Below are 23,089 nucleotides of genomic sequence, written 5' to 3'. Positions count from 1 at the left end.
GAATTATCTGCGTACTCGGCGGTTTCCGGCTGATTATTCGCGGACTCGGCGGGTGCTAGGGGGTGCGGCGCTGGAGGGTGAGGGCGCCGACGACGATAGCGGCGACGGCGAACGCGCCGATGATGAGGAGCTGGCCGCCGATGTACGCGGCGTCGTGCGAGTTCGTGGAGACGGCGTTGAGCGCGTCCACCGCGTGCGAGAGCGGCAGCCAATCGCTGATCTGGCGGAGGCCGTCCGGCAGCTGATCGCGGGGGATGAAGATCCCGCCGAGCAGGATCTGCGGGAACACGATCAGCGGCATGAACTGCACGACCTGGAACTCGGTGCGCGCGAACGCGCTGGCGAACAGACCGAGCGTACTGCCGAGCACCGCGTCGGTGACGGCGACGGCCACCATCAGCCAGACGTCGCCCTTGATCTCCAGGCCGCACACCCACACGGCGTAGCCGACCGCGACCAGCGCCTGCACCACGGCGAGCAGACCGAACGCCAGCGTGTAGCCGAGGATGAAGTCGCCGCGGCCGAGCGGCATCGACAGCAGCCGCTCGAGCGTCCCCGTCCGGCGCTCCCGCAGCGTCGTGATGCTGGTGACCAGGAACATGACGATGAACGGGAACAGCGCCAGGATCGCCGGACCGATGGTGGCGAAGACGGGGGTGTCCGTGAAGATCCAGGCCACCAGGCCGATCAGCAGGGCGGGCACGGCAAGGAGCAGGACGACGGTGCGCGGGTCGTGCCGGATCTGTGTGAGCACGCGGCCGGCGGTCGCGAGGGTCCGGGTGGGGTTCATCGCGCGGTCTCCCCGTGCTCGGTCTCTTCGTGCTCGGTCTCTTCGCTCTCCGCGGCGCCCTCACCCAGCGCGTGCCGGGGGTGGTGCCGCCGAAGCAGGGTCAGGAACGCGCCCTCCGTGTCCGCGGCACCGGTCTCGGCCAGCAGTTCCTCCGGGGTCGTGTCGGCGAGGATGGCGCCCTCCCGCATCAGCAGCAGCCGGTCGCAGCGGGTCGCCTCGTCCATCACGTGGCTGGAGATCAGGAGGCTGGTGCCGCCGTCCGCGAGCCGGTGGAACAGACCCCACAGTTCCACGCGCAGCAGCGGGTCGAGGCCGACGGTCGGCTCGTCGAGCACCAGGAGGTCGGGGGAGCCGAGCAGGGCGGCGGCGAGGGAGACCCGGCTGCGCTGGCCTCCCGAGAGCGTGGACACCAGCTGGCCGGAGTTCGGGCCCAGGTCGGTGGCCTCGATGGCGCGGTCGACGTCCGCCTTGCCGGCGCCGAGCACGCTGCGGAAGTACGCCAGGTTCTGTTTCACCGTCAGGTCGTCGTAGACGCTCGCGGCCTGCGTCACGTAGCCGACCCGGTGGCGCAGCGCCAGCGACCCCGCCGGCTGGCCGAGGACCTCGACCCGGCCGGCGGCAACGCGCTGCACCCCGACGATCGAGCGCATCAGCGTCGTCTTACCGCAGCCGCTCGGGCCGAGCAGGCCGACGACCTGGCCGCGCGGGATGTGCAGGTCGAGCCCGTCGAGCACGGTCGTCCGGCCGCGCTTCACGCGCAAGCCGTCGATGACGACGGCGGCGTCCTCGACGAGGCCGTCCTCGGCGGCGGACGATGAATTCATCATGTGATGAATTATTCGCCTGGAGCCTGCCCGCCGTCAATATCCCCGAACAGATGCCACTGGATGACCGGCCCCACCCGCCGCGCGAGCTCGTCGGGGTCGGCGCTCGCGATGGGCTCCAGCTTGAGGGCGTACCGGGTCATCAGCACGCCGACGATCTGGGAGGCCGCCAGGTCCGCGCGCAGGTCGGCGTCGTCGGCGTGCGTCAGCGCCGCGAGGCGGGCGAAGACCTCCCGGGTCAGGAACTCCCTGAACATCCGCATCCCGGGGCCGCTGCTGAGCACGGTGCGGAGGATGAGCACCATCCGGCCGGCCGCCCGCTCGTCCTGCAGTTGGGTGAGCAGGTACCGCACGAGCGTCTCGCCGACCTCCTCGCGCGGCGCCCCGAGCACCACGCTCAGCACCCGGTCCGGCCGCAGCGGCGCCTCCAGGGTCGCCGCGAACAGGTCGGCCTTGTCCTCGAAGTAGTGGTGCACGAGCGCCGAGTCCACGCCGGCGCGGCGGGCGACGGCGCGCAGGGAGGCCGCCTCGTACCCGCGCTCGGTGAACTCCTCCGCGGCCGCCCGCACGATCGCCGAACGGGTGGAGGCCGCCCCGCGCTCCTTGCGCGGCCGGCCCCTCCTGCGGCGTTCGGCGACCTCACTCACGTGTGCCATTGTGCACCCCGGACCGGGTGCCCTGTCCATCCGCATCGCGGTTGCTTCGAGTGTGATGGGAAGCCCGTGGGAGCCGCATCCGTCCCGGTTAGGATGCTGTTCAGCGCAGTCGATCGGCGCATACACGCTTAGGAGTTCCCGCAATGGAATGGCTCATTCCGGTCATCATCGTCGTCGTGCTCGTCGCGATCATCGGAATCTACTTCTGGGCCACGTACAACTCGCTCGTCACGCTCAAGGTGCGGGTCGACGAAGCGTGGAGCGACATCACGGTGCAGCTCAAGCGTCGTGCCGACCTCATCCCCAACCTGATCGAGACGGTCAAGGGCTACGCCGCGCACGAGCGCGGAGTCTTCGAGTCCGTCACCAAGGCGCGCGCCGAGACGCTGTCGGCGCAGACGCCGGGTGAGGCATCCGTGGCCGAAGGGCACATGCAGACCGCGCTGAAGAGCATCTTCGCCGTGGCGGAGGCCTATCCGCAGCTCCAGGCGAGCCAGAACTTCCTGCGCCTGCAGGCCGACCTGGTCGACACCGAGGACAAGATCCAGGCCTCGCGCCGGTTCTACAACGGCGGGGTGCGCGAGTTCAACACCAAGATCAAGGTGTTCCCGAACAACCTGTTCGCCCGCCGTCTCGGCTTCAGCGAGCGGGAGTTCTTCGAGGTCGACAACCTGGCGGCGATCGCCGAGCCGCCGCGCGTTCAGTTCTAGGGCGTCGATGTACAGGGCTATCGCCAGGAACAAGCGCAACACCGTCTTCATCATCCTGCTGTTCCTGATCCTCATCGGTGCGCTCGGATGGCTGTTCTCGGTCATCTACAACAGCTGGGCGATCCTGGCCTGGGTCGGGATCGGCGCCATCGTCTACGCCGTCTTCCAGTACTTCATGGCCTCCAGCCAGGCGCTCAGCATGTCGGGCGCGGTGCCGATCACGAAGGCCGACAACCCGCGGCTCTGGAACGTGGTCGAGAACCTGTCGATCACGACCGGCACGCCGATGCCGGCGGTGTACATCATCGACGATCCCGCGCCCAACGCGTTCGCCACCGGACGCGACCCGCAGCACGCCTCCGTCGCCGCCACCACCGGCCTGCTCGACATCATGAACGACGCCGAGCTGGAGGGCGTGATGGCGCACGAGCTCGGGCACGTGCGCAACTACGACATCCGGCTCTCGATGATCGTCTTCGGCCTCACCGTCGCCATCGGCCTGATCGCCGACATCTTCCTGCGGATGGCGTTCTTCGGCGGCAACAACCGCAATAACAACAACGGCGGGGGCAACCCGATCGTGCTGGTGTTCGGGCTCGTGGCGGCGATCATCGCGCCGCTGGTCGCGACGCTCGTGCAGCTCGCGGTCTCCCGTCAGCGCGAGTACCTCGCGGACGCCACCGGAGCGATGACCACGCGGCACCCGGACGCGCTCGCGAACGCGCTCCTGAAGCTCCAGGACTACGGCCGGCCGATGCGCCGCCAGAACAGCAGCATGGCGCACCTGTGGATCGCCGAGCCGCTGAGGCCCAGCCTGATGAGCCGGCTGTTCTCGACGCACCCGCCCATCCCTGAGCGCGTCGACCGACTCGAGAAGATGGGCTCCACCTTCTAGCGGAGCCGGTCTTCGGCGATTCGTGCCGAATGTGCGCTTTGGCGGCGGCATTCGCGACATTCGTCACGAATGTGCGCGCGGGCGGGTCACGCCTCGGCGGCCTCCAGCTCGGCGGTGCCGGTGTAGCGGTAGCGGACGCGGGTGCCGACGGCGGGCTCGTCCAGCGGGCGCCATTCGGTGCCGGCGTTGTTCGCGCCGTCGACCACGTCGATGTCGCGGATGAGGTCCGCGGGGGCGCCGTCGCGGTAGCCGGCGATGACCTCCGCGTAGACCGAGGAGTCGGGGTTCAGCAGCACCGCGATGTAGTGGCTGGACTCGCGCACGTCGTCGGTCGTCACCCACATCCGGTTGTCGAACTGCACGTGCGCGCGGCCGTCCGCGCCCCGTTTGACCCCGGTCACGATGCCGTCGAGCCAGCGTTCGCCGTCACGGTAGGCGAAGAGCTCGCGCATGGGCTGTTCGTAGTCGGCCTCGTCGGCGTCGTCGGCGTCCAGGTACTCCAGCGGTGAACTCATGCCCCGCACCTTACCCCTGCACCCGGCGTCGCCGCGAGGGACGAACTCAGAAGGCCGTGGGCGCCGCCAGGGCGAGCTCGGCGGCGAGCAGGGGCGCGAGGTCGCCTCGCGCGCCTTCGGCGACCTCCACCCCGCCCAGGCCCTGCCAGGCCGCGGTCTCGCCCAGCAGCGGGACCAGGCGCTCGGCCACCCGGCCGCCGTCGCCGGACTCCGTCCACGCGGACTGCACCCGCAGCACGCCGGCCTGCCGGTCGCTCTTGAGGTCGATGCGGCCGACGAGCTCGTCGTCGAGCAGGATCGGCAGCGAGTAGTAGCCGTAGACCCGCTGCGGGGCGGGCGTGTAGATCTCGATGCGGTAGTGGAAGCCGAACATCCGCAGCGCCCGGTCGCGGAACCAGACGACCGGGTCGAAGGGCGACAGCAGCGCGGCTGCCTCGGTGCTTCGCGGCTTGCGCGCGTCGCGGTGCATCCAGGCTTTGACCGGCCGTTCGCCCGCCCCTGTCCAGCCCTTCACCTCTACCGGGACGACCTCGCCCGCGTCGGCGAGCTCCTTCATCGCCACGGCCACCGCGGGGCCCTTCAGCCGGTAGTAGTCGGCGAAGTCGCGGAGCGTCCCGATGCCGTGGGCGACCACCGAACGGCGCATCAGCTCGCGGATGGCGTCGGCGTCGTCCACGGTGCGGTCGAGAACGCTCGCCGGGAGGACGTCCTGCACCAGCCCGTACCGGCGCTGGAACCGCGTGCGGCCGGCGATCGCCACCTCGCCGAACAGGAACATCCGCTCCAGGGCGCGCTTGACCTCCGACCAGCCCCACCAGGGACCGGAGCGCCGGTTGGCGTCGTGCTCGATCTCGCTCGCGGCGAGCGGCCCCTTCGCGGCGAGCTCGCTGCGCAGCCAGGACAGCGTGGTCTCGTGCGCGGCGAACCAGGCGTTGCCGGTCGCGTAGCGCTCCCGGTACTGGCGCATGCGCCAGCCGAACAGCGACCAGTCCTCCTTGCGCACGAACGCGGCCTCGTGCGCCCAGTACTCGGTGTGCGGGCCGCGCGCGTCGAAGGTCAGCCGGTCGAGCAGAGTGCGGTCGTACGCTCCGAGCCGGGCGAACGCCGGGAGGTAGTGGCTGCGCTCGAACACGTTGACCGAATCGATCTGCAGCAGGTTGAGCCGGTCGATCAGCCCGTTCAGCTGCCGCGTGCCGACCACAGCCGGGCGCGGGCGCCCGAAGCCCTGGGCGGCGAGCGCGATGCGGCGCGCGAGGGCGGGGGAGAGCTGTTCGACCACGGATCGACCTTAGCGGCAAGGTCCGACACCGGCCGTTCACCTCACGGTCACCCCCCGCTGGCCCACGCGTATCCCAGCCTCCCTAGCGTGACGACGAGCCGGGCCGCACCGCCCGGCCGACAACCCGACCTGGAGGAATTCCGTGATCAACACGCGCGCCCGCATCGCCGGACTCGCCGCTGCGGCGACCGTCGTCGCCCTCTCGCTCGCCGCCTGCTCCGGCGGCGCCGACGCCAGCAGCGCCGCCGCCAGCACCTCGGCCGCCTCGGCCACCGACGTTGCCTCCGCCGGCGGCATGTCCGCCCTGGTGGCCGCCGCGAAGAAGGAGGGCAGCCTCAACATCATCGCGACGCCCGGCGACTGGGCCAACTACCAGGAGATCTTCGACGGCTTCACCAAGAAGTACGGCATCACGATCAACCCGAGCCAGGACAGCGCCTCCAGCCAGGAGGAGATCGACGCCGCCAAGAAGCTGAAGGGCCAGGACACCGCTCCGGACACCTTCGACATCGGCTCGTCGGTCGCGCTGGCGAACACGCAGTACTTCGCCCCGTACAAGCCGACCGGCTTCAACGACATCCCGGCCGCGCAGAAGGACAAGGACGGCCTCTGGAAGGTCGGCTACTACGGCGTCATGTCCGTCGGCTACGACGCGAACAAGATCAAGACCGCGCCGAAGTCGTTCTCCGACCTGCTGAAGCCGGAGTTCAAGGGCGCCGTCGCGCTCAACGGCAACCCGACCCAGGCGGCCGCCGCCGCCGGCGCGGTCGCCTACGCCGACCTGCAGAACGGCGGCACGCTGGACGACCTGACCCCGGGCATCCAGTGGTTCACCAAGCTGAAGGCCGCGGGCAACTGGAACGCCGCCGACGGCAAGCCGAACACCATCGCCTCGGGGGAGACCCCGGTCCTGCTCGACTGGTCGTTCAACCAGAAGGGCTACACCACCTCCGACACCATCAAGTCGGGCGGCGTGAACTGGAAGTACGTCGTCCTCCCGGGCACCGCGTACGTCGGCTACTACAACCAGGCCATCAACAAGGACGCGCCGCACCCCGCGGCCGCGCGCCTCTGGGAGGAGTACCTCTACAGCGACGCCGCGCAGAACGCCTGGCTGAAGGGCGGCGCCTACCCGGCGCGCGTCGACGCGATGGAGAAGGCCGGAACGCTGGACACCAAGGAGTTCCCGGGCAAGCTGGACAAGGTGGCCGTGATGACGGGCAAGCAGGCCACCGACGCCGGTGCGCTCCTCAACGCCAAGTGGGCCAACGCGGTCGGCTGATGACCGAGACCATCACCGCACCCGCGGCCGACGCTGCCGCCGGGATCGCCTCGCGCGACTCCCGGCGGCAGCCGTCGTCGGCGCCCGCTCCCGGTTCCGGTCAACGCCGCAGACGTCGTGGGGTCGCCGCCGCGCTCGGCCTCACTCCGTTCGCCCTCTACGTCCTGGTCTTCCTCGCCGTGCCGACGCTGGTCGCGGTGGGCAGCGGGTTCGTGGACGGCGAGGGCCGCTTCACCTGGTCGAACCTCACCGGGCTGGCCGAGCCGGCCATCGCAGGGTCGTTCTTCGGAGCCTTCTGGCTCTCCGCGGTGACCGCCGTCGTCGGCGCGATCGCCGGAGCCGCGCTCTGCTTCGCGATGCTGGGCTCCCGGCCGGGCGGCGTGACGCGCTCGCTCGTGGACTCCGCCAGCAGCGTGCTCGCCCAGTTCGGCGGCGTGATGCTGGCGTTCGCGTTCATCGCGACCATCGGCGCGCAGGGCCTCGTGACGGTGCTGCTGCGCAACCAATTCCACGTGAACATCTACGCGAACGGCGTCTGGCTCTACACGGTGCCCGGCCTGATCCTCCCGTACCTGTACTTCCAGATCCCGCTCATGGTCATCACTTTCCTGCCCGCGCTGGAGGGCCTGCGCCCGCAGTGGCTGGAGGCGACCGCGACCCTCGGGGGCACGCGCTGGACCTACTGGACCCGGGTCGGCGGCCCGATCCTGCTGCCGTCGTTCCTCGGCAGTCTGCTGCTGCTGTTCGCCAACGCCTTCTCGTCGTACGCGACCGCCGCGGCCCTGGTGGGCCAGGCCAACAACATCGTGTCGCTGCAGATCCGGCAGGCCCTCATCTCCGAGACCGTGCTCGGCCGCGCCAACCTGGCCGGCTCGATGGCGCTCGGGATGCTCCTGGTGATGATCGTGGTCCTGCTGGCCTACTCGGCGCTCGTGCGCCGCACCGCGCGGTGGCAGCGGTGAGCGGGGGAGCACCGCTGCGGCTCGGGCCGGGACCGGTCGTCCGTACGGTGATCTGGGTGGTCCTCGGCGCGTTCTTCCTCATCCCGCTGTTCTCGATGCTGGAGTTCACGCTGCGCACCGCGACGCCCGGCGTGTACAGCTTCGACCGCTGGGTGGCCGTCTTCGGCGGCGGGACCACGCGCTACGACCGCGTCTACCAGGGCCTGGGCAACTCGGTGGTGCTCGCCGCCGTGACGGTGGCGATCGTCCTGCTGGTGCTGCTGCCGACGATCGTGCTGGTCGAGCTGCGCTTCGCCCGGCTGCGCCGCCTGCTGGAGGCCGTCTGCCTGCTCCCGATCATGATCCCGGCGATCGTGATGGTGGTGGGGCTCGCGCCGACGTACGCGGTCGTGACCTCGATCTTCGGATCGGGGTCGTGGACGCTGGCGTTCGCGTACGGCATCACGGTGCTCCCGTACGCCTACCGCGCCATCCAGAGCAACGTCGCAGCGGTCGACCTGGTGACGCTGAGTGAGGCCGCGCGGTCGCTCGGCGCGGGCTGGGGGTCGGTGTTCTGGCGGGTGCTCACCCCGAACCTGCGGCGCGGCATCCTCGCCGCCTCCGCGCTCTCGGTCGCGGTCGTGCTCGGCGAGTTCACGATCGCGTCCCTGCTCAGCCGGGTGAACCTGCAGACCTCGCTGCTGCTGGTCTCCCAGTCCGACCCGTTCGTCGCGGTCATCTTCGCGCTGCTGGCGCTGGTGTTCGCGTTCGTCCTCCTCGTCGTCGTCGACCGCGTCGTCGGCGCCCGCCGCCGTGTGCGGCGTCCTGTGAAAGGCACTCCATGACCGTCCTGGAATCCACCGTCGCCGCCTCCCGGGTCGGCTCCACCGTCGAGCTGGACGGGGTCGTGCGCGACTTCGGCGGCGGAGCCGGCCTCGCCGGCTTCTCGCTGGCGGCGCGCTCGGGGGAGTTCATCGCCCTGCTCGGGCCGTCCGGCTGCGGCAAGACGACGGCGCTGCGTGCGCTCGCCGGGCTGGAGCGCGTCGACGGCGGTCAGGTGCTCATCGACGGCCGGGATGTCACCGACGAGCCGACCAACCGCCGCGACCTCGGAATGGTGTTCCAGTCGTACTCGCTGTTCCCTCACCTCACTTCCGGCCAGAACGTGGAGTTCGGGTTGCGGATGCGCAAGGTCGGCGCCACGGATCGGCGGCGGCGCGCGGCCGAGGCACTCGAACTGGTCGGGCTCGACCACCACGCCGACCGCTACGCCCACCAGCTCTCCGGCGGCCAGCAGCAGCGCGTGGCGCTCGCCCGAGCGCTGGTCACCGAGCCGCGCGTCCTCCTGCTGGACGAGCCGCTGTCGGCGCTCGACGCCAAGGTGCGCGTGCAGCTGCGCGAGGAGATCCGCCGGATCCAGACCGAGCTCGGGATCACGACGTTCTTCGTGACCCATGACCAGGAGGAGGCGCTCGCCGTCGCCGACCGCGTCGCGGTGATGCGGGCGGGCGCGATCGAGCAGATCGGGACGCCGGAGGAGCTGTACCACCGGCCGGCGACCGCGTTCGTGGCGGACTTCGTGGGGCTGACCAACCGCGTGCCTGGCACGGTCGCGGGAGGTGTACTGCGAGTTCTCGGGCAGACGGCGCCGCTCGCGTCTCCGGCGGCGGACGGACCGGTCACGGCGTTCATCCGTCCGGAGGATGTCGTGCTGGGCGTCGACGGCCTCCCCGCCGAGGTGCTGACGACGAGCTTCCTCGGCGCGGTCAGGCGGACGCGGGTCCGGCTGGCGGACGGATCGGAGCTCGCCATACAGCACGGCGCGCGCGACCTCCCCGCGCCCGGCGAGCGCGTGCACCTGACGCTCTCCGGCACCCCCGTCACGGTCGCGCCCGTCGACTAGCCCGCCTGGCCTCCCTCGAGGGGCCCTGCGAGATCAGTGGAGGCACGGTCGCGCACCCGGGGCGGCGTCAGTAGAGTAATCCTCATGTCTGGCATCGTCCCGGGGACGGACGCCGAGTACTCGGACGCCATCGACCCCTCAACCTTCGTGAAGACCCTCTCGCCGGGTGACCTGGTCACTCGGATCCGTCCGGGCGACATCCACTGGTGGCCGCCCTTCTTCTTCCCCATCGACACCATCAGCCCGACCCACACGGTCGGCAAGGGCCGCACCAACCTGACGCTGATCGCGTCGGACATCCTGCAGACCGACACCACCGGCACGCCGTACGCGTCGTTCAGCTACCGGCAGGTCCCGTCCGGCGGCCCGGGCGTCTCCGTCCACTTCGACCCGGGAGCGTACGGGGCGACGGCGGTCGCGAGCTACGTCATCGAGTTCCTCATCGCCACGAGTGGCCCGGTGTCGCTCACGGTCGGCGGTTACGCCGGCGCGGGCACGGTGACCGGCGCGGGCGTGAAGACCGTCAACGGGAACGTCTCGGTCTCGGTCGGCCTCGGCAACGTGCCGCCGGGTCAGGTGACCTACGCCTCCATCCAGCAGACGTCCTCCGGGCCGGGCTGGCAGTGGTTCTCCACCTCGATCGAGCACCCGCCGCTGGTGTTCGAACCCTGACCGCTATCCCTCGAGCGGGGCGCGCGGTCCGGCGATCGCGCGCTCCGGCCGGAGCGGGGTGGAGCGGTGGTGCAGACATGAGGATCGGCCACGCCCTAGGGCGGCGCGGCGACCCGGTGGAGCGGGGCGCATCGGGCGCCGCGATTCCCTGAGCGTTTACACAGGATCGGCACGGCCGCGCACCTAGACTGGCGGGCATGGCAGAGAGCGGCGCTCCCGCAGCGCAGAGTCCGTCCGTCCCGCCGGCGCGGGCCCGCTTCCTCAAGCGCCGGCGCGACCTCGACGCGCGCGTCCGCCCGGCCGTCCAGGAGGCCGAACCGATCGAGGCGTCGCTGCCGCACGGCGTGAGGTTGGCCGGGGCCTGGTCGTGGCGGTTGCTGGTCATCGGCGCGGTGATCGCGGTGGTGGTCTTCCTCATCGTCCAGCTGCGGCTGATCGTCGTGCCGGTGCTCATCGCGGTGCTGCTGGCCGCATTGCTGGTGCCGTTCAAAGACCTCCTGATCCGCCACCGCTGGCCCCGCTGGCTGGCGATCGTCACCACGCTGCTGACGCTGATCGTGGTCGTCGGCGGCCTGTTCTACCTGGCGATCTGGCAGGTCACCCGGGAGAGCCAGGACCTCCAGACCCAGTCGGTGGCGGCGTTCGAGCAGTTCCGGAACTGGTTGACCACCGGTCCGCTCGGCCTCACCAAGGATCAGATCGACGGCGCCTTCCAGTCGCTCTGGTCGTCGCTGCAGCAGGACAGCCAGGTCTACATCTCCGGCGCGCTCTCGATCGGCTCCACGCTGGGCCACGTGCTCACCGGCGCGCTGCTGACCGTGTTCAGCGTGCTGTTCATCCTCATCGACGGCCGCAGTATCTGGGGTTGGATCGTGCGGATCTTCCCCAAGAACGCGCGGGCCGCGGTCGACGGGGCGGGGCAGGCCGGCTGGCTGACCCTCCGGAACTTCGCCAAAGTGCAGGTGCTCGTCGCCTCCATCGACGCGCTCGGCATCGGTCTCGGCGCGTTCTTCCTCGGCCTGCCGCTGGTGCTGCCGATCGCCGTGCTGGTGTTCCTCGGGTCGTTCATCCCGATTGTCGGAGCGGTGCTCACGGGGGCTCTCGCCGTGTTCGTCGCTCTCGTCTTCAAGGGCTGGGTCTTCGCGCTGATCATGCTCGCCGTCGTGCTGCTCGTGCAGCAGGTCGAGGGGCACGTCCTCCAGCCGCTGATCATGGGCACCGCCGTGAAGGTGCACCCCCTCGCGGTCGTGCTGGCGGTCGCCGCCGGCTCGCTGCTGGCCGGGATCCCCGGGGCGCTGTTCGCCGTCCCGTTCGTCGCGGTGCTCAACGTGATGGTGCACTACGTGTCGTCCGGCGTCTGGCGGTCACGGCCACCGGAGGCCACCACGGCTCCGGAGGGCGCGATCTGGGAGACCGTGCCGAGGGCCCGGCGGGCTCCACGCGCGTAGGGGTCGCATACAGTCAGCGGAATACGACCACGAGTAAGCTGTGCGAGTGGATACCGCGACCGATCCGACGCGCACCCCGTTCGCAGGCCCCGGCCTCGACGAGATCGAGGCCGCGCGCGCGATCGTGGCCCGGGTCGCCCAGCCCACGCCGCTCGAGACCTCCCGGTACCTCACCGACGTGCTCGGCGCCCCGGTCATCCTCAAGTGCGAGAACCTGCAGCGCACCGGGTCGTACAAGATCCGCGGCGCGTACCACCGGCTCTCCAAGCTGACCGCCGAGGAGCGGGCACGCGGCGTCGTCGCCGCCTCCGCGGGCAACCACGCGCAGGGTGTGGCCTTCGCCGCTCGCGAGCTCGGCATCCACGCCACGATCTTCATGCCCGTGGGCGTGGCCATCCCCAAGTTCCAGGCGACGCGCGCGTACGGCGCGGACGTCGTCCTCAGCGGCAGCATCGTGGACGAGACGCTCCGCGCCGCCGCCGACTTCGCCGCCGAGACCGGTGCGGTGCTCATTCCCCCGTTCGACCACCGGGACGTGGTCGCCGGGCAGGGCACCCTCGGCCTCGAGATCCTCGACGAGGTGCCGGATGTCCAGACGATCGTCGTGCCGATCGGCGGCGGCGGCCTCATCTCCGGCGTGGCGAGCGCGGTCAAGCAGCGCGCGGCGCGCGAGGGGCGCACCGTCCGCGTGATCGGCGTGCAGGCGGCCAACGCCGCCGCGTACCCGGCGTCGCTCGCGGCGGGGGAGCCGACCGAGATCGGCCTCGTCGCGACCATCGCCGACGGCATCGCCGTCAGCAAGCCGGGCGTCCTCAATTTCGAGATCATCCGCGACGCGGTGGACGCCGTGGTGACGGTCACCGAGGACGACATCGCCCGCGCACTGCTGGTGCTGCTGGAGCGCGCCAAGCTCGTGGTGGAGCCTGCCGGCGCGGTCGGCGTCGCCGCGATCCTCGCGGGCCTCATTCCGGTGGACGATCCGGCCGGACCGGTCGTCGCGATCCTCTCCGGCGGCAACATCGACCCGCTGCTCATGCAGCGCGTCATCGCGCACGGCCTCGCTGCCTCCGACCGCTACCTGCGGCTCTCGATCATGCTCCCGGACCGGCCGGGGCAGCTCGCGCGCATCGCCGAGATCCTCGCCGGCGTGAACGCCAACGTGGTGGAGGTGCTGCACACGCGGCACGGCAACGGCCTGCAGCTGAGCCAGGTCGAGCTCGTCGTCTCGGTGGAGACGCGCGGCACCGAGCATCGCCAGCAGGTCATCCAGGTGCTGCGCTCGGCCGGCTACGACCCCGTCCTCGAAGAGGAATGACAAAAACCGCCGAGTCCGCAGATTGTCTGCGTACTCGACGGTTTTCGGCGGAATTCTCGCGTACTCGCGGGTTACTGGCCGGTGTAGGTGTCCACCTTGGAGATGACGACGGGGATTTGGCGGCCGTTCGGGGCGGTGTACTCGGTCTTCTCGCCGACCTTCAGGCCGAGGATGGCGGCGCCGAGCGGGCTCTGCTCGCTGTAGACGGGGAGCTCCGTGCCGGCCGCGATCTCGCGGTTGCCGATCAGGAAGACGCTCTCGTCGCCCGCGATGGTCGCCGTGATGACGGTTCCGGGCTCCACGACGCCGTGGCTCTCCGGTGCCTCGCCGACCGTGGCGCTGCGCAGCAGGTTCGTGAGCTGCACGATGCGGGCCTCGATCTTGCCCTGCTCGTCCTTCGCGGCGTGGTAGCCGCCGTTCTCCTTGAGGTCGCCCTCCTCGCGGGCCGCCTCGATGCGCTTCGCGATCTCGTTACGGCCGTTGACGCTGAGCTCCTCGAGTTCGGCCGACAGACGGTCGTACGCGTCCTGGGTCAGAAAGGTGACCTGAGACTCCTGGGACATGATGAACTCCTTCGCGCCTGCACGGCGTTGGCCGCTTCGGCTGATGGCCGGCTGGAACCGGTGGGTAAAGTAGACGCCCCGGCCTCGGCCGGGGCGTATCCAGAGAATGTTAGGTCAGCCAGCAGGTGTTAATCAAACCCGTGTTGCTCTGCTGGATGGTCCGGATCGTCTCCGTGTGCGTCGTCACACGGGAATCGGCGCCGGGATAGCTGACGATCCGCCAGCCCACGATCGCGTAGTCGGAGTTGAGTGCCTGCAGCGCGCAGGTGACGCCGGTGCCGGGCTGGGCGTTGATCGTGAAGGTGATCCGCACATGGTGGGCGTCGGGGATCACATAGGCGGTGTCGGTGGTCTCCAGGTCGGCCTGGTTGTTGTCCCAGCCGGCCCAGAACACCCAGGCGGTCACGACGGCGACGACGCCGAGCGCGCCGCCGATCAGCAGCCAGCGGTCGCGGCGCCGGCGCTTCGGGGTGCGGCCGTAGCGGGATTCGAGGGTCTCGGACGGCGCCTCGGTCACGCGTGCCATGTCCTCGCCGTCCGCCTCTCAAGGGCTTCGTTCATGCCCGCCGTCGGGGCGACGGTAGGCTGAGACAAGACTAGGAGACGAAGCTGTGAATCGCGCTTCGCGCCTCCTGAAGCCGTTGATCCGAAAGCGAAGTCAGCCATGCGTCAGAACCACCCGTCCAGCGCGTCCGTGGCGGCCGTGTGATGGGGGAGCTGCTGCTGAAGGCCGGCCTGTGGCTGGCAGCGACCCCGACGCCGTCGCCGACCTCCGGCCCGAGCGACGACGCGGTCACGCCCGGCGTCGTCGGGTTCACGGTCACCTTCCTGATCGCGGTCGCCGCGGTACTGCTGATCCTCGACATGACGCGGCGCATCCGCCGGGTGCGCTACCGCGACGAGATCGCGCAGAAGCTGGATGCCGAGAAGGCGGAGCGGCAGGACGACGCGGACGGCGACTCGCGGGGCTGACCTCGCCCGGCGTCAGCGTTGCAGGCGGCGTCAGCCGTTGTAGGCAGGATGCAGCGCGATCAGCAGCGTCGCCGTCCAGTGGCAGAGGAACGCCAGCACCGTCAGAGTGTGGAAGATCTCATGGAACCCGAACACGCCGGGGAACGGGTTCGGCTTCTTCATGCCATAGATGACCGCGCCGATCGTGTAGAAGACGCCGCCCACGCAGACCAGCACCATCATCGCCACGTTGGCGTTCAGGAGGTCGACGATGTACATCATCGCCGCCCAGCCGAGCAGCAGGTAGATCGGCACGTAGAGCCAGCGCGGCGCGTTGATCCAGAAGACCCGGAAGCCGATGCCGAGCAGCGCGCCTCCCCACACAATGCAGAGCAGAAGGATGCCCTTCTGCGGCGGGAGGGCGAGCACGGCGAGCGGTGTGTAGGTGCCGGCGATCAGCAGGAAGATGTTGGCGTGGTCGATGCGCTTGAGCACAACCTTCGTTCGGGGGCGCCAGTTGAAGCGGTGGTACAGCGCCGAGTTGCCGAACAGCAGCATCGAGGTGAGCATGAACACCGCCGACGCCCATTTGGCGGGGGCGCCGTGCGCGAGGGAGATCAGCACGATGCCCGCGGCGATGGTCACCGGGAACGTGCCGGCGTGGATCCAGCCGCGCCAGGTCGGCTTCAGCTCGGCCGGGTGGGCGGGGGAGGCGTCCAGCAGCGGGATGTTCGGCAGCAGCGGGCCGTGCGACTCATCCTGTTTGACCGCCGCGTCGGCGGCCGGCAGGTCGGAGACCGGCTCGGCGAGGAGTTCGGCGACGTCCTCGGGCTCGGGGGCGTTTCGCGGAGTCATGCAGCAAGATTAGGGCAGACGGGTGGCCGCATGCTGGGAACCGGGCGCGTCACGGGGCGCTAACGTAGCTGCGTGAGCAGACGCAGTTCCGAGACGGCCAACGGGTTGCTCTACGGCCTGTACCAGAAGCGGCTGCGACGCGACATCGCGGGCCTCGGCCCGGAGTCGCTGCCCCGGCACGTCGCGATGATCATCGACGGCAACCGGCGCTGGGCCCGCCAGGTCGGGATGACGACGGTCGCCCACGGTCACCGCGCGGGCGCGGCCAAGATGCGCGAGTTCCTGGAATGGTGCGACGACCTCGGCATCGAGGTGGTGACGCTCTACCTGCTGTCGTCGGACAACCTGACCAACCGGCCGAGCTCCGAGCTCTCCGACCTGATCGAGATCATCGCCGAGCTCGCCGACGACCTCTCCCGCTACCGCGACTGGCGGGTCAAGCACGTCGGCTCGGCGACCGGGCTCCCGGAGCCGCTGGTGACCGCGCTGGCCGACGCCGAGAAGCGCACGGCGGACAAGAAGGGCATGCACATCAACCTGGCGGTCGGCTACGGCGGCCGCAAAGAGATCACGGACGCAATGCGCAGCATCGTCGCCGCTCACTCTGCGGAGGGTGGCAGCCTCGAGACGCTGGCCGACCTCCTCACCCCCGATCTCATCGGCGAACACCTCTACACGGGAGGCCAGCCCGACCCCGATCTCGTCATCCGCACCTCGGGCGAGCAGCGGCTCAGCGACTTCATGCTGTGGCAGAGCGCGCACAGCGAGTTCTACTTCGTCGAGGCGCTCGGGCCCGACCTGCGCGAGGTCGACTTCCTCCGCGCGATGCGCGACTTCTCCCGCCGCCAGCGACGCTACGGCTCCTGACCCGAGCCCCTGGCGAGCCGCCGAGTACGCGCGAAATCCGCTCAAAACGCCCGAGTACGCAGAGAATTCGCGTACTCGGCGGGTGCGACGGCAGGATGGTCCCCGGAGGTCACGATGACGACGATCGAGGAGTTCGCGGCGGGGTTCGGCGAGGAGCCGGGGTACCTGGACTACGGCCGGGTCGGCCCGCTGTCCGCGACGGTGCGCGCGGAGACGCTGGGACAGTACGAGGCGCTCGCGAAGGCGCGGTTCGGCACCGTCGACCGGATGGGCGCCGAGACCGACCGCGTCCGCGACGCGATCTCCTCGCTGACCGGCTTCCCGGCCGACCAGATCGCGTTCCAGCCGAACGCGTCCAGCGGACTCATGCACGCCGCGTTCGGCCTCACCGGCGGCGACGTGTTGCTGTCGCGGGGCGAGTTCCCCAGCGTGACCTACGCGGCCGTGCGGGCGGCGCAGGCGATGCGCGTCGTGACGCCGGTCTGGCTGGAGACCGACCACGGCCGCGTCACGCCCGCGCAGCTCAAGGAACAGCTCACCGACTCCACGAGCGCGGTGATGGTGAGCCTGGTGGACTCGCGCACCGGCTACCTCGCGGACATCGACGGCATCCGCCAGGTGATCGGGGATCGTCTCCTCATCGTCGACGCCATCCAGGGCTTCGGCGTGACCGACGCCCCCTACGAGGTCGCCGACGTCGTCGTCTCCGGCGGCCAGAAGTGGACCAGGGCGGGCTGGGGGACCGGCTTCCTCGCGCTCAGCGAGCGCGCGATCGAGCACCTGACGCCGGTGTTCAGCGGCTGGGTCGGCGCCGGCGCGGGTGAACGATGGGACGAGGTGCTCGAGCCGGTGAAGGGCGCGGCGGCCTTCGCCGTGTCGAATCCCGACCCGATCGCCGAGGCGCGCCTCGCCGCGGCGCTGGAGGAGATCGCCGCCGTCGGCGTCGCGGAGATCGCGGCGGCCATCTCGGACAACGTCGAGCAGGTCATCGACCTCGCCGACGAGTTCGCCATCCCGGTGGCCTCCTCGCGCAACCCCGCGGAGCGCGCCGGGATCGTCGTGCTGGAGCCGCTGCCCGAGCAGCTGACCGTCCTGGCGGCGTCCCTGTTCAACCACGGCGTCTCGGCCAAGGTGCGCAGCACGAACGTTCGGATCAGCGTCCACGCCGGGACCACCGAGGAGACCCTGGACATGCTGCGCGCCGCGTTCACCTCCTACGCCTCGGCCGCCTGATTCGCGCCTCCCACAACTGGGGGTGAAGTTCACCTGAACGAAACACGACACGCGGCATTCTGAGCCTCCCGTGTCGGTCGTGCGGCGTACGTTCGACTCATCGGGCACGGCGCCCGATCGAGACGGCCACATAAGTTCGTTTCGAGACCCAATGGCCGGCTCGCCAATGATCCGCCGGCTCCAGCGGAAGCGGAGCGGCGGGGTGGGAGTGGTCGTGGCTGAATCAGGAACCCGGCAGTTCGAGTCGGCATCCAGCACCATCCGTCAGAGTGAGCGCACCTACGTGCTCGACACCTCGGTGCTGTTGTCCGACCCCAAGGCGATCTTCCGGTTCGCCGAACACGCTGTCGTCATCCCTGTCGTCGTCGTGAGCGAGTTGGAGGGGAAACGCAACGATCCCGAGATCGGGTACTTCGCGCGGCAGGCGCTGCGCAATCTGGACGACCTGCGCGTGAAGCACGAACGGCTCGACTTCCCGATCCCGGTCGGGGAAGGCGGCTCGCTCCGCGTGGAGCTGAACCACTCCAACATGTCGGTGCTGCCGAGCGGGATGCAGCTGGGCGACAACGACTCCCGCATCCTCGCGGTGGCGATGAACCTGGCGAACGACGGGCTCTCGGTCACGGTCGTCTCCAAGGACCTCCCGATGCGCGTCAAGGCGTCGTCGATCGGGCTGGCGGCGGAGGAGTACCGGCACGAGCAGGTCGTCGACAGCGGCTGGACGGGGCTGGCGGAGATCTCGCTCGGCAGCGACCAGATGAGCTCGCTCTACGAGGAGGAGTGGATGCGCACCCCGCTCGTGGACGGGCTCCCCGTCAACACGGGTCTGATCGTGCACTCGGACCGCGGCTCGGCGCTCGGGCGCGTGGTCGCCGACGGCGAGGTCAAGCTGGTGCGCGGCGACCGCGACGTCTTCGGGCTGCACGGCCGCTCGGCGGAGCAGCGGCTGGCGATCGACCTCCTGCTGGACCCGGAAGTCGGCATCCTGTCGCTCGGCGGCCGGGCCGGCACCGGCAAGTCGGCGCTCGCGCTCTGCGCGGGGCTGGAGGCCGTGCTGGAGCGCCAGCAGCACAAGAAGATCATGGTGTTCCGGCCGCTGTACGCGGTCGGAGGCCAGGAGCTCGGCTACCTGCCCGGCGACCAGGGCGAGAAGATGAACCCCTGGGGCCAGGCGGTGTTCGACACGCTCGGCGCGCTGGTGTCGCAGAACGTGCTGGACGAGGTGCAGGACCGCGGCATCCTCGAGGTGCTGCCGCTCACGCACATCCGCGGTCGCTCGCTGCACGACGCGTTCGTGATCGTGGACGAGGCGCAGTCGCTGGAGCGGAACGTGCTCCTGACGGTGCTCAGCCGCGTCGGGCAGAACTCGCGCGTGGTGCTGACCCACGACGTGGCGCAGCGCGACAACCTGCGCGTCGGCCGGCACGACGGCGTCGCGTCGGTGATCGAGACGCTGAAGGGCCACCCGCTGTTCGCGCACATCACGCTGACCCGCTCGGAGCGGTCGGCGATTGCGGCCCTCGTCACGGAGATGCTGGAGGGCAACGAGCTGGCCTGAGTGCGAGTCGGGCCTGAGCGTGCGAGTCGGCGGAGGGTGAGCCGGCAGGCGAAAAAGCGCAGCCTGCTGGGGAGAATTTCGGGATTCTCGTATTTTCTGTGGAATTGTGATCAGGCCATGCCGGCGCGCCTAGCGTGACGGCATGGGAGAGAAGACGATCCGGATCGTTGTCGCGGCCGGCCTGAGCGTCGCCCTGCTGGGGGCAGGTCACCTCGGACCGGCCGCGATCGGGGCGCTCTATCTCGCGGCCGTCACGCCGGCGCTGGTCCAGTACGACGTGCGCGAGCTGCGGCTGCCGGACGCTCTGGTGCTGCCGGGGGCGGCGTTCGTGGCCGTGGGGGCGGTGTGGAGTTCCCTCGGTTCCGCTGGCTGGCTCGTGGTGGGCGCGGCGCTCGCGTGCGGTGCGGGCGCGCTCATAGGGTTCGCGGTGCTGGCGTCGGGCGGCGGCCTCGGCATGGGCGATGTGAAGCTCGCGGCGGTGCTGGCCGGGGCGCTCGGGGCCGTGGCAGCCGAGCGCGGGCCGCCGCTGGGGGAGGTCGTGGCGCTGGTCGGGTGCTGGATGGTCGTGTCGTTCGTGGCCGGGGCGGCGGTGGCGTCGATGGTGTTCCGGGGCCGCGGACCGGCCGGAGGCGGCGCAGCGTTACCGCCGACGGAACTGCCGTTCGGGCCGGTGCTGCTGGGGGCGTTCTGGGGATTCGTGCTGCTGGGCTGACCACGCGCGAGACGGCGAAGCGCCCCTTCCGACGGTGCGGAAGGGGCGCCTCGATCGAACGGTTGCGAGCGGACCGGTCCGGGTCAGCCCGGGTGGGTCATGCTCAGCACGTCGAGGGCCGAGTCGAGCTGCTCCTCGGTGATCTCGCCGCGCTCGACGAAGCCGAGGTCGATCACGGCCTCCCGCACGGTCATGCCCTGGGCGACGGCGTGCTTGGCGACCTTGGCGGCGGCCTCGTAACCGATCACGCGGTTGAGCGGCGTGACGATGGACGGGCTGGACTCGGCGAACGCGCGGGCGCGGTCGAGGTTGGCCTCCAGGCCCGCGATGGTCTTGTCCGCGAGCACCCGGCTGGCCTGGGTGAGCAGACGGATCGACTCCAGCAGGGCGGTGCCCATGACCGGGATCGCGACGTTCAGCTCGAACAGGCCGGACGCGCCGCTCCAGGCGATGGTGGCGTCGTTGCCGACGACCCGGGCGGCGACCATGAGGACGGCCTCCGGGATCACCGGGTTGACCTTGCCCGGCATGATCGAGGAGCCCGGCTGCAGGTCGGGGATGTGCAGCTCGCCGAGGCCGGTGTTCGGGCCGGAGCCCATCCAGCGCAGGTCGTTGCAGATCTTTGTGAGGCTGACGGCGATGGTGCGGAGCGCTCCGGAGGCCTCCACGAGGCCGTCGCGGTTCGCCTGGGCCTCGAAGTGGTTGCGGGCTTCGGTGATCGGTAGCTCGGTCTCGGCGGTGAGCAGCTCGATCACGAGCTGCGGGAAGCCGATCGGGGTGTTGATGCCGGTGCCGACGGCGGTGCCGCCGAGCGGGACCTCCGCCACCCGGGTCAGCGCGGCCTGGACGCGCTCGATGCCGTACCGGATCTGCGCGGCGTAGCCGCCGAACTCCTGGCCGAGGGTCACGGGGGTGGCGTCCATGAGGTGCGTGCGGCCGGACTTGACCGCGGTCGCCCACAGCTCCGCCTTCTCCTCGAGCGCGACCGCGAGGTGGTCGAGCGCCGGGATCAGGTCGTCGATGAGCGCGCCGGTGACGGCGATGTGCACCGAGGTCGGGAAGACGTCGTTGGACGACTGCGACGCGTTGACGTGGTCGTTCGGGTGCACCGGGCGGCCGAGGCGGCGCGAGGCGAGCGTCGCCAGCACCTCGTTCATGTTCATGTTCGAGGAGGTGCCGGAGCCCGTCTGATAGACGTCGATCGGGAAGTCCCCGTTGTGTGCGCCGGAGACGACCTCGTCTGCAGCGGCGGCGATGGCCTCGGCCACGTCCGCGTCCAGGACGCCGAGGCGCGCGTTCGCGAGCGCCGCCGACTTCTTGATGCGCGCGAGCGCGGCGATCTGAGCCGGCTCGAGAACCGATCCCGAGATCGGGAAGTTCTCGACGGCGCGCTGGGTCTGCGCGCCGTACAGGGCGGCTGCGGGAACCCGCACCTCGCCCATCGTGTCGTGCTCGATGCGGTACTCGGTGCCCGCCTGCGTGTCCACCACGGTGTGTTCTTCCTTTCTGGGCCCGGGCGCGTCAGCGTCCGGGTGTTGGGTCGGCGACCGGTTCGGCCAGACCGACGACGGCGTCGGGGACGACCCGACCTTCCTGGAGCACGTAGTTCGCTCCGACGATGGCGAGGAGATTGGCGGCGACGGCGTCGCTGATGATCTCCGATCGCGCGAGAATCTCTGCGACGGTGTCGCGCAGGTGCAGGCGGCCGACTTCGGCGGCGTCGACCTCGGCGGGCACGACGGCCTGGCCGGGTGCGGTGCCGGCGACCTGGTGCACCGCGGGCACGATCGGCGCGATCAGCTGCGCGATGTGCGGCGGCAGCGGGTCGGCGCCGTCGGCCTGGGACTCGATGGCGGACGCGACCGCACCGCAGGCATCGTGGCCGAGCACGAGGATGAGCGGCACGTTCAGCACGGCGACGGCGTACTCCAGCGAGGCGATCGCGGAGTCCGAGGCGACCTGTCCGGCGTTGCGGACCACGAACGCGTCGCCGAGGCCGAGGTCGAAGATGATCTCGGCCGCCAGCCGCGAGTCGGCGCAGCCGAAGATCGCGGCCACCGGGTGCTGCCCCTGTGCAACGCTCTCCCGTCGTTCGACGTCCTGGCGGGGGTGTTGGGGAGCTCCCGAGACGAAGCGCTCGTTGCCTGCCAGCAGTTCGTTCCATACGCGGCCGGGACGGGTCGTGGGCATTTACTTTCCTCCTGGGGTGGGTGAGCCGAGGGAGCGGAGCTGGTCGGTCAGTGATGAGGCGACGGTGGTGAACTCGGAGTCGTCGGCGGTGCCGAACACGACCACGGTGCTCGTGCCGGCACCCGTCACGAGGGCGTACTTCACGTTGCCTGCGTCGGAGGAGGCACGGTTGTCGTAGACGTCCCATTTCACGCCGCCGATCTCACGGGTGCCGGCGATCCGGGTGCGGTTGACCTGGTCGGCGACCCAGCTGTCGTTGGCGCCGAAGCCCTGGGTGATGCCGATGTACTGGCTCTTCGGCGTGAGCAGCCCGATGTACCAGGCGTCCACGCGGTCGGACGTCTTGGTGCGCAGTTCGGCGCTGTTGGAGGTCCAGCCTGAGGGAAGCTTCGGCACGACCAGCCGGTCGGGCTCGCTGCCCTGCGCCTGCTGGGCCACGGCGGCGTAGTCCACAGCAGGGGCCGACGCGGTCGGGTTGCCGCGGGGGACGATCAGCACGATGACGGCGACCAGCGCGACCGTCGCGATCAGCGAGTAGACGAGGTTGTTGACCGTCTGCCGGTTGCGGTGGTCGGCGGAGTTCTGCGCCTTGCGGGCGGCGGTCTCCTCCGGCGTCTCCGGGCGGCCGAGCTCGGCGACGACGGCGGGAGGCTTGGCCCCTCGGCTGGTGCGGGACGTGGGGCTCATTCGGGTTCTGACACGCTCCGTGCGCCGGCCGCCGCACCGGCGCGGGCGGCGTCGAGCCGTGCCTTCGCGCCGATCAGCCACTCCTCGCAGTGGCGGGCGAGCGCCTCGCCGCGCTCCCACAGCGCGATGGACTCCTCCAGCGTGGCGGAGCCCTGCTCGAGCTCGGTGACGACGCGGACGAGCTCGTCGCGCGCCTCCTCGTAGCTGAGCGCGCTGATCTCCGAGGTGGGCATGATGTCCATT

General features: G+C 70.3%; 26 protein-coding genes. 14 read left to right on the top strand and 12 right to left on the bottom strand.

Translation table 11 applies throughout. The features are described 5' to 3' along the window. Positions 1–55: 55 nt before the first annotated feature. The 3 genes from AC1ROW_RS12180 to AC1ROW_RS12170 are packed head-to-tail and all read right to left on the bottom strand — an operon-like array spanning position 56 to position 2,261. On the bottom strand, positions 56–790 hold the full coding sequence (locus AC1ROW_RS12180; protein WP_493019170.1) for an ABC transporter permease: 735 nt from the start codon (positions 788–790) through the stop codon (positions 56–58). Continuing rightward, entirely contained in the window at positions 787–1,617 is an 831-nt protein-coding gene (locus AC1ROW_RS12175; protein ID WP_493019169.1) for an ABC transporter ATP-binding protein, read from the bottom strand. Before AC1ROW_RS12175 ends, AC1ROW_RS12180 begins: the two co-directional genes overlap by 4 nt. 8 nt (positions 1,618–1,625) lie before the next feature. Further along, positions 1,626–2,261 carry a TetR/AcrR family transcriptional regulator gene (locus tag AC1ROW_RS12170; protein ID WP_493019168.1) on the bottom strand — a complete coding sequence of 212 codons (636 nt, stop codon included), beginning with the start codon at positions 2,259–2,261 and terminating at the stop codon, positions 1,626–1,628. Between the two features lie 152 nt (positions 2,262–2,413). Between AC1ROW_RS12170 and AC1ROW_RS12165 the strand changes: the two genes are divergently transcribed. Both AC1ROW_RS12165 and AC1ROW_RS12160 read left to right on the top strand, forming a co-directional pair. Continuing rightward, positions 2,414–2,980: a LemA family protein gene (locus tag AC1ROW_RS12165; RefSeq protein ID WP_179605411.1), complete on the top strand. Its 567-nt coding sequence runs from the start codon at positions 2,414–2,416 to the stop codon at positions 2,978–2,980. 7 nt (positions 2,981–2,987) lie between these two features. Then, the gene (locus AC1ROW_RS12160; protein WP_493019167.1) at positions 2,988–3,875 is read left to right on the top strand and encodes a M48 family metalloprotease; all 888 of its coding nucleotides are present in this window, start codon (positions 2,988–2,990) and stop codon (positions 3,873–3,875) included. Positions 3,876–3,961: 86 nt separating this feature from the next. On the opposite strand, the gene AC1ROW_RS12155 is transcribed toward AC1ROW_RS12160, so the two are convergent. Further along, entirely contained in the window at positions 3,962–4,390 is a 429-nt protein-coding gene (locus AC1ROW_RS12155) for a hypothetical protein (RefSeq protein ID WP_493019166.1), read from the bottom strand. A 46-nt stretch (positions 4,391–4,436) separates the two neighbouring features. Further along, positions 4,437–5,669: a winged helix-turn-helix domain-containing protein gene (locus AC1ROW_RS12150; RefSeq protein WP_493019165.1), complete on the bottom strand. Its 1,233-nt coding sequence runs from the start codon at positions 5,667–5,669 to the stop codon at positions 4,437–4,439. 142 nt (positions 5,670–5,811) lie between these two features. Between AC1ROW_RS12150 and AC1ROW_RS12145 the strand changes: the two genes are divergently transcribed. The 7 genes from AC1ROW_RS12145 to ilvA all read left to right on the top strand — a co-directional run bounded on the left by AC1ROW_RS12145 (position 5,812) and on the right by ilvA (position 13,230). Continuing rightward, complete coding sequence (locus tag AC1ROW_RS12145; protein ID WP_493019164.1) at positions 5,812–6,951, top strand: ABC transporter substrate-binding protein; 1,140 nt, start codon at positions 5,812–5,814, stop codon at positions 6,949–6,951. Further along, the gene (locus AC1ROW_RS12140; protein WP_493019163.1) at positions 6,930–7,913 is read left to right on the top strand and encodes an ABC transporter permease; all 984 of its coding nucleotides are present in this window, start codon (positions 6,930–6,932) and stop codon (positions 7,911–7,913) included. Before AC1ROW_RS12145 ends, AC1ROW_RS12140 begins: the two co-directional genes overlap by 22 nt. Next, on the top strand, positions 7,910–8,737 hold the full coding sequence (locus AC1ROW_RS12135) for an ABC transporter permease subunit (RefSeq protein WP_493019162.1): 828 nt from the start codon (positions 7,910–7,912) through the stop codon (positions 8,735–8,737). The genes AC1ROW_RS12140 and AC1ROW_RS12135 overlap by 4 nt, the downstream gene beginning before the upstream one ends. Beyond that, entirely contained in the window at positions 8,734–9,795 is a 1,062-nt protein-coding gene (locus AC1ROW_RS12130) for an ABC transporter ATP-binding protein (protein WP_493019161.1), read from the top strand. Before AC1ROW_RS12135 ends, AC1ROW_RS12130 begins: the two co-directional genes overlap by 4 nt. An 84-nt stretch (positions 9,796–9,879) precedes the next feature. After that, positions 9,880–10,467: a hypothetical protein gene (locus tag AC1ROW_RS12125; protein WP_493019160.1), complete on the top strand. Its 588-nt coding sequence runs from the start codon at positions 9,880–9,882 to the stop codon at positions 10,465–10,467. Between the two features lie 197 nt (positions 10,468–10,664). After that, positions 10,665–11,915 carry an AI-2E family transporter gene (locus AC1ROW_RS12120; RefSeq protein WP_493019159.1) on the top strand — a complete coding sequence of 417 codons (1,251 nt, stop codon included), beginning with the start codon at positions 10,665–10,667 and terminating at the stop codon, positions 11,913–11,915. Between the two features lie 46 nt (positions 11,916–11,961). Next, positions 11,962–13,230, top strand: coding sequence for a threonine ammonia-lyase (ilvA, locus tag AC1ROW_RS12115; protein ID WP_493019158.1), 1,269 nt, complete (start codon positions 11,962–11,964; stop codon positions 13,228–13,230). 71 nt (positions 13,231–13,301) lie between these two features. Here the strand turns inward: ilvA and greA are convergent, their stop codons facing one another. After that, positions 13,302–13,793, bottom strand: a complete 492-nt coding sequence (greA, locus tag AC1ROW_RS12110) for a transcription elongation factor GreA (protein ID WP_493019157.1) — start codon at positions 13,791–13,793, stop codon at positions 13,302–13,304. Between the two features lie 109 nt (positions 13,794–13,902). Continuing rightward, on the bottom strand, positions 13,903–14,319 hold the full coding sequence (locus tag AC1ROW_RS12105; RefSeq protein ID WP_493019156.1) for a DUF4307 domain-containing protein: 417 nt from the start codon (positions 14,317–14,319) through the stop codon (positions 13,903–13,905). 182 nt (positions 14,320–14,501) lie between these two features. On the opposite strand from AC1ROW_RS12105, the gene AC1ROW_RS12100 reads away from it, so the two are divergent. Next, entirely contained in the window at positions 14,502–14,765 is a 264-nt protein-coding gene (locus tag AC1ROW_RS12100) for a hypothetical protein (protein ID WP_493019155.1), read from the top strand. Positions 14,766–14,795: 30 nt separating this feature from the next. Here AC1ROW_RS12100 and trhA read toward each other — a convergent pair whose 3' ends face one another. Next, on the bottom strand, positions 14,796–15,599 hold the full coding sequence (gene trhA, locus AC1ROW_RS12095) for a PAQR family membrane homeostasis protein TrhA (RefSeq protein WP_493019154.1): 804 nt from the start codon (positions 15,597–15,599) through the stop codon (positions 14,796–14,798). Between the two features lie 72 nt (positions 15,600–15,671). Between trhA and AC1ROW_RS12090 the strand changes: the two genes are divergently transcribed. The 4 genes from AC1ROW_RS12090 to AC1ROW_RS12075 all read left to right on the top strand — a co-directional run bounded on the left by AC1ROW_RS12090 (position 15,672) and on the right by AC1ROW_RS12075 (position 19,969). Beyond that, positions 15,672–16,466 carry an isoprenyl transferase gene (locus AC1ROW_RS12090; RefSeq protein ID WP_493019153.1) on the top strand — a complete coding sequence of 265 codons (795 nt, stop codon included), beginning with the start codon at positions 15,672–15,674 and terminating at the stop codon, positions 16,464–16,466. A 114-nt stretch (positions 16,467–16,580) separates the two neighbouring features. Further along, complete coding sequence (locus AC1ROW_RS12085) at positions 16,581–17,699, top strand: aminotransferase class V-fold PLP-dependent enzyme (protein WP_493019152.1); 1,119 nt, start codon at positions 16,581–16,583, stop codon at positions 17,697–17,699. 208 nt (positions 17,700–17,907) lie between these two features. Further along, positions 17,908–19,257 carry an RNA 5'-3' helicase PhoH2 gene (gene phoH2 / locus AC1ROW_RS12080; protein ID WP_493019456.1) on the top strand — a complete coding sequence of 450 codons (1,350 nt, stop codon included), beginning with the start codon at positions 17,908–17,910 and terminating at the stop codon, positions 19,255–19,257. A 142-nt stretch (positions 19,258–19,399) separates the two neighbouring features. Then, positions 19,400–19,969 carry a prepilin peptidase gene (locus AC1ROW_RS12075; RefSeq protein ID WP_493019151.1) on the top strand — a complete coding sequence of 190 codons (570 nt, stop codon included), beginning with the start codon at positions 19,400–19,402 and terminating at the stop codon, positions 19,967–19,969. Positions 19,970–20,052: 83 nt separating this feature from the next. Here the strand turns inward: AC1ROW_RS12075 and AC1ROW_RS12070 are convergent, their stop codons facing one another. From AC1ROW_RS12070 to AC1ROW_RS12055, 4 genes are read right to left on the bottom strand one after another with little or no spacing between them, the layout of a single operon-like run. Then, entirely contained in the window at positions 20,053–21,459 is a 1,407-nt protein-coding gene (locus AC1ROW_RS12070; protein ID WP_493019150.1) for a class II fumarate hydratase, read from the bottom strand. Positions 21,460–21,490: 31 nt separating this feature from the next. Then, a complete protein-coding gene (locus AC1ROW_RS12065) occupies positions 21,491–22,159 on the bottom strand; it encodes a carbonic anhydrase (RefSeq protein WP_493019149.1) in 669 nt (222 codons plus the stop codon). After that, entirely contained in the window at positions 22,160–22,846 is a 687-nt protein-coding gene (locus AC1ROW_RS12060) for a DUF4245 domain-containing protein (protein ID WP_493019148.1), read from the bottom strand. Further along, positions 22,843–23,088, bottom strand: coding sequence for an exodeoxyribonuclease VII small subunit (locus tag AC1ROW_RS12055; protein WP_493019147.1), 246 nt, complete (start codon positions 23,086–23,088; stop codon positions 22,843–22,845). The genes AC1ROW_RS12060 and AC1ROW_RS12055 overlap by 4 nt, the downstream gene beginning before the upstream one ends. Position 23,089: the final 1 nt, after the last annotated feature.

The sequence above is a fragment of the Leifsonia sp. GW821-FHT13C09 genome (genome assembly GCF_058806435.1).
This window is presented reverse-complemented; position numbering and strand designations above follow the sequence as displayed.